At 72.1% G+C, this 12,807-nt stretch carries 11 protein-coding genes; all 11 read left to right on the forward strand.

The window, feature by feature from the left end; translation table 11 throughout:
• The first annotated feature begins 53 nt into the window (after positions 1 to 53).
• The 11 genes from E8D37_RS13595 (at position 54) to E8D37_RS13645 (ending at position 12,634) form a co-directional block, all read left to right on the forward strand.
• On the forward strand, positions 54 to 1,169 hold the full coding sequence (locus E8D37_RS13595) for an ABC transporter ATP-binding protein (protein WP_136570310.1): 1,116 nt from the start codon (positions 54 to 56) through the stop codon (positions 1,167 to 1,169).
• The gene (locus E8D37_RS13600) at positions 1,166 to 2,401 is read left to right on the forward strand and encodes an ABC transporter substrate-binding protein (RefSeq protein ID WP_136570311.1); all 1,236 of its coding nucleotides are present in this window, start codon (positions 1,166 to 1,168) and stop codon (positions 2,399 to 2,401) included. Before E8D37_RS13595 ends, E8D37_RS13600 begins: the two co-directional genes overlap by 4 nt.
• Positions 2,402 to 2,403: 2 nt before the next feature.
• The gene (locus tag E8D37_RS13605) at positions 2,404 to 3,258 is read left to right on the forward strand and encodes an ABC transporter permease (protein WP_276606495.1); all 855 of its coding nucleotides are present in this window, start codon (positions 2,404 to 2,406) and stop codon (positions 3,256 to 3,258) included.
• The gene (locus E8D37_RS13610; protein ID WP_136570312.1) at positions 3,255 to 4,067 is read left to right on the forward strand and encodes an ABC transporter permease; all 813 of its coding nucleotides are present in this window, start codon (positions 3,255 to 3,257) and stop codon (positions 4,065 to 4,067) included. The genes E8D37_RS13605 and E8D37_RS13610 overlap by 4 nt, the downstream gene beginning before the upstream one ends.
• A 78-nt stretch (positions 4,068 to 4,145) precedes the next feature.
• Positions 4,146 to 5,258: a 1-deoxy-D-xylulose-5-phosphate reductoisomerase gene (locus E8D37_RS13615; protein ID WP_136570540.1), complete on the forward strand. Its 1,113-nt coding sequence runs from the start codon at positions 4,146 to 4,148 to the stop codon at positions 5,256 to 5,258.
• Entirely contained in the window at positions 5,258 to 6,637 is a 1,380-nt protein-coding gene (locus E8D37_RS13620; protein ID WP_136570313.1) for a site-2 protease family protein, read from the forward strand. Before E8D37_RS13615 ends, E8D37_RS13620 begins: the two co-directional genes overlap by 1 nt.
• A gap of 782 nt (positions 6,638 to 7,419) precedes the next feature.
• Positions 7,420 to 7,866 (forward strand): DUF559 domain-containing protein, encoded by a 447-nt coding sequence (locus tag E8D37_RS19900; protein ID WP_240770460.1) that lies wholly within the window; start codon positions 7,420 to 7,422, stop codon positions 7,864 to 7,866.
• 310 nt (positions 7,867 to 8,176) lie between these two features.
• Positions 8,177 to 9,328, forward strand: coding sequence for a flavodoxin-dependent (E)-4-hydroxy-3-methylbut-2-enyl-diphosphate synthase (gene ispG / locus E8D37_RS13630; protein ID WP_136570315.1), 1,152 nt, complete (start codon positions 8,177 to 8,179; stop codon positions 9,326 to 9,328).
• A gap of 137 nt (positions 9,329 to 9,465) precedes the next feature.
• Positions 9,466 to 10,311: a GNAT family N-acetyltransferase gene (locus E8D37_RS13635; protein WP_136570316.1), complete on the forward strand. Its 846-nt coding sequence runs from the start codon at positions 9,466 to 9,468 to the stop codon at positions 10,309 to 10,311.
• A gap of 76 nt (positions 10,312 to 10,387) precedes the next feature.
• Positions 10,388 to 10,759: a DoxX family protein gene (locus E8D37_RS13640; RefSeq protein ID WP_136570317.1), complete on the forward strand. Its 372-nt coding sequence runs from the start codon at positions 10,388 to 10,390 to the stop codon at positions 10,757 to 10,759.
• 84 nt (positions 10,760 to 10,843) lie between these two features.
• On the forward strand, positions 10,844 to 12,634 hold the full coding sequence (locus E8D37_RS13645) for a proline--tRNA ligase (RefSeq protein WP_136570318.1): 1,791 nt from the start codon (positions 10,844 to 10,846) through the stop codon (positions 12,632 to 12,634).
• Positions 12,635 to 12,807: the final 173 nt, after the last annotated feature.

The raw sequence follows: 12,807 nt of genomic DNA on the forward strand, positions 1-12,807 counted from the left end.
GTCGCGACCGGACGGAGGCCCCAGCCGATCCACCCAGCACCAGGAGACACCGCATGACGCTCGCCCCCGAGGCGCCCCGGCCCGGAGCCGGCACCGCCGGGCCCGCCATCTCCCTGCGCGGCCTGACCAAGCGCTACGGCGCGGTCACCGCCGTGGAGTCGCTCGACCTGGACGTCGCGGAGGGGGAGTTCTTCTCCATGCTCGGGCCCTCGGGCTCGGGCAAGACGACCGTCCTGCGCCTCGTCGCCGGGTTCGAGGAGGCCACCGAGGGCACCGTCCTGCTCGGCGGCCAGGACGTCACCGCGGCGCCGCCGTACGCGCGCGAGGTCAACACCGTCTTCCAGGACTACGCGATCTTCCCGCACCTCGACGTGCAGGCGAACGTCGAGTACGGGCTGCGGGTCAAGAAGGTCCCGCGGGCCGAGCGTCGCCGGCGTGCGGCCGAGGCCCTGGAGACCGTGCGCCTCGACGGCTACGCCTCCCGCAAGCCCCACGAGCTCTCCGGTGGCCAGCGCCAGCGCGTCGCGCTCGCCCGCGCCCTGGTCAACCGCCCCCGCGTGCTGCTCCTCGACGAGCCCCTGGGCGCCCTGGACCTCCAGCTGCGCCGCGAGATGCAGGTCGAGCTCAAGCAGATCCAGCGCGACGTCGGGATCACCTTCGTCTTCGTCACCCACGACCAGGAGGAGGCCCTGACGATGAGCGACCGCATCGCGGTCTTCAACCAGGGTCGGATCGAGCAGCTCGCCACGCCGCACGAGCTCTACGAGCGCCCCGCCAGCGCGTTCGTGGCCGGGTTCGTCGGCACGTCCAACCTCCTCGAGGGGGACGTGGCCCGCACCCTCGTCGGCGAGTCCGGGCCGTTCGTCGTGCGACCGGAGAAGGTGCGGCTCGGCGAGCCCGCCGAAGGCCTCGAGCCCGGCTGGTGCGCCGGCGAGGGCACCGTCCTCGAGGTCGTCTACCTCGGCGCCACCACCCACACCGTCGTCCGGCTCGACGCAGGCGTGCGGATGACCGTGGCCGACCACAACGACGAGACCGTCGCCGCCCCGTCCGGCGACCCCGCGAACGGCGCCGCGCACGCGCGGCGCGACCAGCGCGTCCGCCTCTCCTGGCGGCGCGACCACCTGGTGCCGCTGGCCGGCACCGCGCACGAGGAGGAGTCACGATGACCTCACGCACGACCACCCGCGCGTCCCGCGCGCGGCGCGTGGGCGCCGTCGCCGCCGTCGGTGTGCTCGCGCTCGCAGCCACGAGCTGCGGCACGAGCTCCGGGAGCGGTTCGTCGTCGAGCAGCGAGGGCGGCTCGGGCTTCACGGCCCCCGACGTCCCGATGACGGAGTCGCTCGGCGAGGACGAGGGGGAGGTGTCGATCCTCGCGTGGCCCGGCTACGCCGAGGACGGCTCGACCTACAAGGCCTACGACTGGGTGACGCCCTTCGAGGAGCAGACCGGCTGCACCGCCAACATCAAGGTGTTCGGCACCTCCGACGAGGCTGTGAAGCTCATGCAGTCCGGGCAGTACGACGTCGTGTCGGCCTCCGGTGACGCCTCGCTGCGCCTCATCGCCTCCGGCGACGTCGCGCCGGTCAACACGGACCTGCTCACGAGCTACGACGACATCGCGGACTTCCTCAAGGACCAGGCCTGGAACTCCGTCGACGGCCAGATGTACGGCGTCCCGCACGGCTGGGGCGCCAACCTCCTCATGTACAACGCCGACGAGGTCACGCCCGCCCCGACGTCCTGGGGCGCCGTGTTCGACGACGCCTCGGAGTACTCCGGCAAGGTGACCGCCTACGACTCCCCGATCTACATCGCGGACGCGGCGCTCTACCTCATGGCCACCCAGCCCGACCTGGGCATCGAGAACCCCTACGCGCTCGACACCGACCAGCTCGCCGCGGCGGTCGACCTGCTGAAGACGCAGAAGGAGTCGCTCTCGGAGTACTGGAGCGACTACCTCAAGGAGGTGCAGGCCTTCAAGACCGGCGACTCCGTCATCGGCACCAGCTGGGAGGTCATCGCCCAGGTCGCCCAGAGCGAGGACGTGCCGGTCGAGACCGTGCTGCCCGACGAGGGCTCCACCGGCTGGTCCGACACCTGGATGATCTCCTCGCAGGCCGAGCACCCCAACTGCGCCTACGAGTGGATGAACTGGATCACCAGCGCCGAGGTCCAGGCCGAGGTCGCGCAGTACTTCGGTGAGGCCCCGGCCAACACCGCGGCCTGCGACTACACCGCCAAGGGCTTCTGCGACGACTACCACGTCACCGACTCCGACTACGCGTCGAAGATCTGGTACTGGACCACGCCGATCTCCGAGTGCCTGGACGGCCGCACCGACACCGAGTGCACCGACTACGGCGACTGGGTGACCGCCTGGACCGAGGTCAAGGGCTGACCTTGCCTGCTTCCTCCCTGCTCCGTCGCCCGGGCGTCCGGGTCGGCCTCCTGCTCGCGCCACCGATGCTGTGGCTCGGCGTGGCCTACCTGGGCGCCCTGGCGGCGCTGCTCGTCACCGCACTGTGGACCCAGAACGACTTCACCGGTCAGGTGGAGCGGATCTGGACCCTCGAGAACTTCCAGACCCTCCTCGGGGTCGAGGTCTACCGCACCATCACGCTGCGCACGATCGGCGTGGCCGCGGCCGTGACCGTCATCGACGCGCTGCTGGCCTTCCCCGTCGCCCTCTTCATGGCGAAGGCGGCGAGCCCCCGGCTCCAGCGGGTCATGGTCATCGCCGTGCTGACCCCGCTGTGGGCGTCCTACCTGGTCAAGGCCTACGCGTGGCGGGTCGTGTTCGCCACCGGCGGCCCCCTGGACGAGCTCGGCCACCTGTTCGGCCTGGGCACGCCCGGGTACGGCCTGCCGGCCACGATCGTCACCCTGGCCTACCTGTGGCTGCCCTACATGGTGCTGCCGCTGTACGCGGGCCTGGAGCGGGTCCCCGACTCGCTGTTCGAGGCCTCGGCCGACCTCGGGGCCGGCGTGGGGCTGACCCTGCGCCGGGTCGTGGCGCCGATGCTGTTCCCGTCCTTCGTGGCCGGCTCGATCTTCACCTTCTCGCTCTCCATGGGCGACTACATCGCGGTGAAGATCGTCGGCGGGACCACGCAGATGCTCGGCAACGTCGTCTACGACAACTCCGGCGCGGCCAACAACCTGCCGTTCGCCGCGGCGGTGGCCACGGTGCCGATCGTCCTCATGCTCGTGTACCTCACCGTCGTCCGCCGGACCGGAGCCCTGGAGCAGCTGTGAAATTGTCCCGACGCGCCCGGTTCCTGCTGGGCCTGGCCACGGCGGTCGTGCTCGCGGTCGTCTACGCGCCGCTGGCGCTGGTGCTGCTGAACTCGTTCAACGCCGACAAGACGTTCGGCTGGCCGCCCACCGGCTTCACGCTGGAGTGGTGGCGGATGGCGGGGGAGAGCGAGGGCGCCCGCGACGCGCTGCTCACCAGCCTCGAGGTGGCGGCGCTCGCCACGGTCCTCGCGCTGGTGCTCGGCACCCTGGCAGCGATGGGCCTGCGGCACACGCGGTTCTTCGGCCGCAACGTCGTCTCCCTGCTGGTGATCCTGCCGATCGCGCTGCCCGGCATCGTCACCGGCATCGCGCTGCAGAACGCCTTCGGCACGATGCTGGGGGTGCAGCTGAGCCTGTTCACGCTGGTCGTGGCGCACGCGACGTTCTGCATCGTCACGGTGTTCAACAACGTCCAGGCCCGCTTCCAGCGGCTCGGCGGCTCCCTCGAGCAGGCCTCGATGGACCTCGGCGCCGGCCCCTGGACGACGTTCCGCCTGGTCACGCTGCCGATGCTGCGCTCGGCGCTGCTGGCGGGGGCGCTGCTCTCCTTCGGGCTCAGCTTCGACGAGATCGTGGTGACCACGTTCACCGCGCCGGACACGGTGCAGACGCTGCCGATCTGGATCTTCGGCAACCTGTTCCGGCCCAACCAGGCGCCCGTGGTCAACGTCGTCGCCGCGGTGCTGGTCGTGCTCTCCGTGGTGCCGATCTACCTGGCCCAGAAGCTGTCCGGCGACACCGCCGGCGCGGCGGCCGGGGCGCGCTGAGCCGGTCCTCCTCCCCAGGCGTCCTCCCCGGGCATCCTCCTCGGCCGTCCGGCCTGGGAGGATGCCTGCGTGAGCACCCTGCAGCGCCGCGACGTCGTCATCCTCGGCTCGACCGGGTCCATCGGGACCCAGGCCCTCGACCTGGTCCGGGCCAACCCGGACCGCTTCCGGGTGGTCGGGCTCACCGCCGGCGGGTCCCAGAAGGACCTCTTCGAGCGCCAGGTCGAGGAGTGCGCCGCCCGGTACCCCGGGGTCTTCTCGGGGCTGGGGGAGGAGGCGTCGGTGGAGGCCGCCGGCCTAGCGTGCGACGTCGTGCTCAACGGGATCACGGGCGCCGTCGGGCTGCGGCCCACGCTCGCGGCGCTGGACGCCGGGAACACGCTGGCCCTGGCGAACAAGGAGTCCCTCATCATCGGCGGCCCGCTGGTCAAGGAGCGGGCCCGCCCGGGGCAGATCGTGCCCGTCGACTCCGAGCACTCCGCGATCGCCCAGTCGTTGCGGGCGGGCACGGCCGGCGAGGTGCGACGGCTGGTGCTCACGGCGTCCGGCGGGCCCTTCCGTGGGCGCACCCGCGCCGAGCTGGCCGACGTCACCCCGGCCCAGGCGCTGGCCCACCCCAACTTCGCGATGGGGACGGTCATCACCACGAACTCCGCCACCCTGGTGAACAAGGGGCTGGAGGTGATCGAGGCGCACCTGCTCTTCGACGTCGCCTTCGACGCGATCGACGTGGTGGTGCACCCGCAGCAGTACATCCACTCGATGGTGGAGTTCACCGACGGCGCGGTGGTCGCCCAGCTCGGCCTGCCGACGATGCTGGTGCCGATCTCGTTGGGCCTGGGCTGGCCGGACCGGGTGCCGGACGCCGAGACCCCGATCGACTGGACCCAGGCGTCCGACTGGCGCTTCGAGCCGCTCGACGACGAGGCCTTCCCCGCCGTCTCGCTGGCCCGGGCCGCGGGGACCGCGGGCGGTACCGCGCCCGCCGTCTACAACGCCGCCAACGAGGAGTGCGTCGCGGCGTTCCACGCCGGCCGGCTGTCGTTCCCGCAGATCGTCGACGTCGTCGCCGATGTCATGGGAACCCACCGCGTACTCTCGAAGAGCCCCGGCCTGGACGACGTCCTGGCCGCCGACTCCTGGGCGCGTGGCGAGGCCCGCACCCGCATCGAGAGGAACCCTGCTCCCTGATGACCGCCCTGCTCTACACCCTGGGGGTGGTGGCGTTCGTCGTCTCCATCCTCGTCTCGATCGGGCTGCACGAGCTCGGTCACCTGACGCCGGCGAAGCTGTTCGGCTGCAAGGTGTCGCAGTACTTCATCGGGTTCGGGCCGACGGTGTGGAGCAAGCGGATCGGTGAGACCGAGTACGGCGTCAAGGCCGTGCCGCTCGGCGGGTACGTGAAGATCGTCGGGATGCTGCCCCCGGGCGCCGACCAGGAGCTCGGCGACCGCCTCGGCAACGGGGAGAGCATCGAGACGCTGCCCTCGGGCGAGACCGCCGTGCGCGTGCGCAAGTCGAACACCGGCATGTTCACCCAGCTCATCTCCGACGCGCGGGCCGCCGAGTGGGAGCTCGTGCAGCCCGAGGACGTCGACCGGCTCTTCTACCGGCTGCCGTGGTGGAAGAAGGTCGTCGTGATGGCGGGCGGGCCGACCGTCAACGTCCTCATCGCCTTCGTGCTGCTGCTGCTCGTCTTCTCCACCTACGGGGTGCGGTCCTACGAGGTGGACGCCGGCGCGCCGACCGTCGCCAGCGTCAGCCAGTGCGTCATCCCCTACGCCGACGGCGACCGCGCCTGCACCAGCTCCGACCCGGAGAGCCCCGCCGCCGAGGCCGGCCTCGAGCCCGGCGACACCATCACCTCGTTCAACGGCACCGCGATCACCTCGTGGGACCAGCTGCGCACCCTCATCCGCGAGAACTCCGCGGGCGACGCCGTCATCGGCTACGAGCGGGACGGCAAGGAGTACACCGGGACGACGAGCACCACCGTCCAGGCCCGACCCACCTCCGACAGCGACGAGACCCTCACCCAGGTCGGCTTCCTGGGCGTCACGCCCACCACCCACCTCGAGGTGACCACCGGCGGGGTGCTGTTCACCCTCGGCCAGATGCGCGTGATGGCCGTCGACGTCGCCCAGGCCCTCGTCACCCTGCCCGTCAAGGTGTGGGGCGTGGCCGAGGCGATCGTGGGCGCCGAGGACCGCGCCGCCGACAGCCCCGTCTCCATCGTCGGCGGCGGCCGCATCGCCGGCGAGGTGTCCTCGGAGACCTCGGTGCCGGTCGTCGACCGCCTCGCCTCCCTCGTCACCCTCGTGGCGCTGTTCAACTTCTTCATCGGGCTGTTCAACTTCATCCCGCTGCTGCCCCTCGACGGCGGCCACATCGCCTCCGCCCTGTGGGAGGGCCTGCGCCGCGGCCTCGCGCGCCTGCTCAAGCGCCCCGACCCCGGCTACGTCGACGCCGCCCGGCTCCTCCCCGTCGCCTACGTCGTCGGGTCCGTGATCCTGGTGATGGGTCTGGTCCTGATCGTCGGCGACATCGTCGCGCCGGTGCAGACGTCCTGACCCTCGCTGCTCTCCTGGCGCCAGGCGCTGCTCGGCGTGCGGGCTGGGAGTCCGGCTTCGCCGCGGACGTCATACGTCTGAGGGGATGGACGTCCGGTTCGTATGACGTCCGGGGTCGGTGAGCCGGGACGTCATACATCCGGGTGCGATCCACGGCCGGTTCGCATGACGTCCATGGGGGCCGTCCGTGGGGGCCGTCGGGCATCCACAAGCAGATGGACGAGGAGGCTTCTCCCCAGGTGGTCGGTGGCGTCAGCGCCGTTGACCCAGCCCAGGGGACGGTCTTCCCCATGCGTAGATGGACGGGGGACGACCCGGGGTTCGTGGCAGCGCTCGCACTCGCTCGAGAGCAGGGCGGGGTGCTCAGCCGCCGGCAGGCCTATGAGCTTGGACTGCCGCGGTGGGTGCTGCGACGGGAGGTGCGGCAGCGGCGATGGCGCCGGATCGGCAACCAGGTGGTCGCCGTTCACACGGGGCCGCTGCCCACGATGGCCCACCACTGGGCGGCGGTCTTCTCGGGTGGGCCACGGGCGCTGCTGGACGGTGCCTCCGCTCTCGTGGCCGCCGGGCTCGTCCGCTTTGAGCCGGACCGCGTCCGAGTCTCCGTACCACGGGGCGCGAGGGTCAGGCGGACGCCGCGCTACGACATCCGCCAGACGCGGCGATGGGACCGGACCGACCGTCAGCATGGCGCAGGTGTCCCACGCACTCGTCCGGCGGTCGCCGCGGTGCGGGCTGCTCTCTGGGCGCGGAGCGACCGGGAGGCGGTGCTGGTGCTGAGCATGGCGGTCCAGCAGGGGCTGGCGGCGCCGCCGGCCATCGGTCAGGAGCTGTTGCGAGTCCGCAGGGACAAGCGGCGCACGCTCCTGCATGAGGTGGTGAACGAGCTGCTCGACGGGGCGCGAGCCCTGGGTGAGCTGGACGTCGCGCGAGAGCTGAGGCGACGCGGCCTCCCCGCTCCCTCCCGCCAGGCGCTCCGGCAGGACCGGCGTGGTCGCTACTACCTCGACCTCTACTGGCCCGAGCTACGGCTGGTCGTCGAGGTGGACGGCATCCACCATGCCTGGGCCGAGAACGTCGTGGACGACGCGCTGAGGCAGAACGACATCGCCCTGAGCGGGGACGTGGTCCTCAGACTCCCGCTGCTCGGTCTCCGTCTGGCCCCGGACGACTTCTTCGCGCAGATCGCCCGGGCCATCCGTTCCCGACAGTCGAGCATGGCTGCTTGACCCCGAGCCGGCGCGTGGGACGTCAGTCATCGGGGTGTGTTCTAGGGCCGGTTCGTATGACGTCCGGTGGGTCGGGGTGGGACGTCATGCATCGGGGCGCGTTCTAGGGCCCGTTCGTATGACGTCCGGTGGGTCGGGGTGGGACGTCATGCACCGCGGTCCGTTCCTCGGCCGGTTCGTATGACGTCAGCCGCAGCCACCGGAGAACGCAACCAGCAGCAGCCGCGGCGACCAGCCACCGGCACCCACCCAGCCACAGCACGCCGACGGGGTGCAGGGGGACCGGGGGAGGGCCAGTAGATTGGGTCCCATGACCGCAGTCAGCCTCGGAATGCCGTCGGCACCGCCGCCGACGCTGGCCCCCCGCCGCCAGACCCGCCAGATCCAGGTCGGGAAGGTCGGGGTCGGCTCCGACCACCCGATCTCGGTGCAGTCGATGACGACGACGCTCACCTCCGACATCAACAGCACCCTGCAGCAGATCGCCGAGCTCACGGCGTCGGGCTGCGACATCGTCCGGGTCGCGTGCCCGAGCCAGGACGACGCGGACGCCCTGCCGGCGATCGCCGCCAAGTCCCAGATCCCGGTGATCGCGGACATCCACTTCCAGCCGAAGTACGTCTTCGCGGCGATCGAGGCGGGCTGCGCGGCGGTCCGGGTGAACCCGGGCAACATCCGCAAGTTCGACGACCAGGTCAAGGAGATCGCCCAGGCGGCGAAGGACCACGGCACGTCGATCCGCATCGGCGTGAACGCCGGGTCGCTCGACAAGCGCCTGCTCGAGAAGTACGGCAAGGCCACCCCGGAGGCGCTCGTGGAGAGCGCGAAGTGGGAGGCGAGCCTCTTCGAGGAGCACGGCTTCCGCGACTTCAAGATCTCGGTCAAGCACAACGACCCCGTCGTGATGGTCCGCGCCTACGAGCTGCTGGCCGCCGAGGGTGACTGGCCGCTGCACCTCGGCGTCACCGAGGCCGGTCCGGCGTTCCAGGGCACCATCAAGTCCGCCACCGCCTTCGGCGCGCTGCTCTCCCAGGGCATCGGCGACACCATCCGCGTCAGCCTCTCCGCCCCGCCGGTGGAGGAGGTGAAGGTGGGCCTGCAGATCCTGGAGTCCCTCAACCTGCGCCCCCGCCGCCTCGAGATCGTCTCGTGCCCCTCCTGCGGCCGCGCCCAGGTCGACGTCTACACCCTCGCCGAGCAGGTCACCGCCGGCCTGGAGGGCATGGAGGTCCCGCTGCGCGTCGCTGTCATGGGCTGCGTCGTCAACGGTCCGGGCGAGGCCCGCGAGGCCGACCTCGGCGTCGCCTCCGGCAACGGCAAGGGCCAGATCTTCGTCAAGGGTGAGGTCATCAAGACCGTCCCGGAGTCGAAGATCGTCGAGACCCTCATCGAGGAGGCCATGCGCATCGCCGAGGGCATGGAGAGCGTGGACGGCTCCTCGGCCGAGGTCACCGTCGGGTGACACCGGCATCCAGGACGCCGGCCGCGGCGCCGTGCCGCGCCGACGTCCTGCCCCGCGCGCTGCCGGCGGGTCGGCCCGCCGCGCGGACCCGCCGCACCCCGCGTCCGGCACCCCTCTCCTACGACTAGGGTGTCCGCGTGCTGACGACCCGTCACGGGATCCGACCCCTCGGACCCGCCGACCTCGAGGAGTTCCTGGCGCTGGTCGCCCGGGACCCGGTCGTCAACGTGTTCGCCGAGTACCGCGCCCGCACCACCAACCTCGAGCCGCGCTGGCTGGGCGGTGAGGTCTGGGGTCGCTTCCTGGACGGAGACCTGGTCGCCGCGTGCCACGTCGGCGCCAACCTGGTGCCGGTGCAGGCGGGTCCGGACGACGTCCGGGCCTTCGCCCAGCGTGCTGCGGCCCGCACCCGCACCGTCTCCACCATCGTCGGGCCCCACGAGGCCGTCGACCTGTTCTGGCGCGGAGTGGCCCCCGCCTGGGGCCGGCCGCGCGAGCTGCGCTGGATGCAGCCGCACCTGGAGATCGCCGGCACGCCGCACGTGGAGCCGCTGGCCGGCGTCCGTCGCACGACCCGGCACGACATGGACCGCCTGTACCCGGCCTGCGTGGCCATGTACACCGAGGAGGTCGGGGTCTCCCCGGAGGCCGGCGGCGGCTCGGAGCTCTACCGGGCGCGCGTCGCCCAGCTCGTGGGCCGCGGCTGGTCGTTCGCCGCGTTCGAGGGCGGGAAGCTGGTCTTCAAGGCGGAGGTGGCCTGCGCCACCGCCGGCGCCGCCCAGGTGCAGGGCGTCTGGGTCGACCCCTCCCGCCGCGGGGAGGGCCTCGCGACGCGGGGCATGGCCGCCGTCGTCGAGCACGTGCGGGCCGACATCGCGCCCGTGGTCTCGCTCTACGTCAACGAGTGGAACGCCCCCGCGCGAGCCGCCTACGACCGGGTCGGGTTCCGCGAGACGCGGCGCTTCTCGACCGTCATGTTCTGACGCGGCACGCTGGACAAGGGCGCCGAGGTGACCCTCGCCCCGGGCGGACGAGGCTACCGGCGAGTAGGGTCAGGGCATGCGCCTGAGTCGATCCTCCGCCGTCGTCGCCGCGGCCTTCACCGTGAGCGGCTACCTGCACGTGCGACGCCCCGAGGTGTTCGCCCCGGTCATGCCGTCCTGGGTGCCGCGGCACCGCGAGGTCATCGTGGGCAGCGGCGTCGCCGAGCTCGCGTGCGCGGCGGGCATGGCGCTCCCGGCCACCCGCCGGCCGGCCGCGCTGGCCAGCACCGTCCTGCTCGTCGCCGTCTACCCGGCCAACGTGAAGATGGCCAAGGACGCGCTGCGACGCAGCGACCGTCGGATGCAGGCGGCCACCCTCGCGCGGCTGCCGCTCCAGTGGCCGATGGTCCGGTCCACGTGGCGCACGTTCCGCGGCCTCGACGGCTGAGGACGCGGCCCCGGCCCCCGGCGCCCGCCCCCGCAGGCGGAACCGAGTGGGAACGCGGACGCCGCTGGCCGTAGTCTCAGCCGCATGATCATGCGGATGTCGAGCCTGTTCCTGCGGACCCTCCGGGAGGACCCGGCGGACGCGGAGGTGCCGAGCCACAAGCTGCTCGTGCGCGCCGGCTACATCCGCCGCGCGGCCCCCGGCATCTACACGTGGCTGCCCCTGGGCCTGAAGGTGCTGCGCAAGGTCGAGGGCATCGTCCGCCAGGAGATGGACGCCATCGGCGCCCAGGAGCTGACGTTCCCGGCCCTGCTGCCCCGCGAGCCCTACGAGGCCACGAACCGCTGGACCGAGTACGGCGACGGCATCTTCCGGCTCAAGGACCGCAAGGACGCCGACTACCTCCTCGGCCCCACGCACGAGGAGATGTTCACCCTCGTCGTGAAGGACCTGTACTCCTCGTACAAGGACCTGCCGCTCTCGATCTACCAGATCCAGAACAAGTACCGCGACGAGGCACGCCCCCGCGCGGGCCTGCTGCGCGGCCGCGAGTTCATCATGAAGGACTCCTACTCCTTCGACGTCGACGACGCCGGCCTGGAGGAGTCCTACGCCAAGCACCGCGACGCCTACGTGCGGATCTTCGACCGCCTCGGCTTCGAGTACGTGATCGTCAAGGCGACCTCGGGCGCCATGGGCGGCTCGCGCTCGGAGGAGTTCCTGGCCCGGGCGGACGTCGGGGAGGACACCTACGTCCGCTGCACGCACTGCGACTACGCCGCCAACGTGGAGGCCGTCGAGACCCGGGTGCCCGCGGCCCAGCCGTTCGACGGCGTGCCCGCTGCCCACGCCGAGGACACCCCCGACACCCCCACGATCGACAGCCTCGTGGCCGTCCTCAACGCCGAGCACCCCCGGGCCGACCGCCCCTGGGTCGCGGGCGACACGCTCAAGAACGTCCTGGTCATGCTGGTCAGCCCCACCGGCGAGCGCACCCCGCTGGCCATCGGCCTGCCCGGCGACCGCGAGGTCGACCTCAAGCGCCTCGGCGGCCAGATCGAGCCCCTGGACGTCGAGCCCATGACCGAGGAGGAGCTCAAGGCGTTCCCGGCGCTGGTGAAGGGCTACATCGGCCCCGCCCACGCCGGGCGGACGATCCTGGGCGAGGAGTCCGAGTCGGGCATCCGCTACGTCGTCGACCCCCGGGTCGTCGAGGGCACCGCCTGGGTCACCGGGGCCAACGTCGCCGGCCAGCACGTGCTCGACCTGGTGGCCGGCCGTGACTTCACCGCCGACGGCACCATCGAGGCCGCCGAGGTCCGCGACGGCGACGCCTGCCCCCGCTGCGAGGGCGGGACGCTCGAGACCGCCCGCGGCATCGAGATGGGCCACGTCTTCCAGCTCGGCCGCAAGTACGCCGAGGCCCTCGACCTCAAGGTGCTCGACGAGAACGGCAAGCTCGTCACGGTCACCATGGGCTCCTACGGCATCGGCGTGACCCGCGCGGTCGCCGCCATCGCGGAGGGCACCCTCGACGAGATCGGGCTGTGCTGGCCCCGCCACGTCGCCCCGGCCGACGTCCACCTGGTCGCCGCCGGCAAGGACGAGGAGATCTTCGCGGCCGCCGACCGGATCGCCGCGGAGCTCTCTGAGGCGGGCGTCGAGGTCCTCTACGACGACCGCACCGGCAAGATCAGCCCCGGAGTGAAGTTCAAGGACGCCGAGCTCATCGGCGTGCCGACGATCGTGGTCGTGGGCCGCAACCTCGCCACGGACGGCACCGTCGAGGTCCGGGACCGCGCCAGCGGCGAGAAGCAGCAGGTCGCCGTCGACCACGTCGTCGGGCAGCTCGTGGACCTCGTCCGCCGGCACTGACCCTCTGGCGCCGACCCTCCGGCGCTGGCCCCGGCGCCCACACGCGGCCCGTCCGCCCGCCACCCGGCGCGGCGGGCGGGCCGTTCGTCGTCCTCGGCGACCACTCCTCGCGCTCGGCGCGCACCCCGGCGAGCCCGGGCCACCCCGCCGGGACGCTGTCGGTGCGGGGGAGG

The organism is Nocardioides sp. GY 10127 (assembly GCF_004919085.1).
Lineage (GTDB): Bacteria > Actinomycetota > Actinomycetes > Propionibacteriales > Nocardioidaceae > Nocardioides.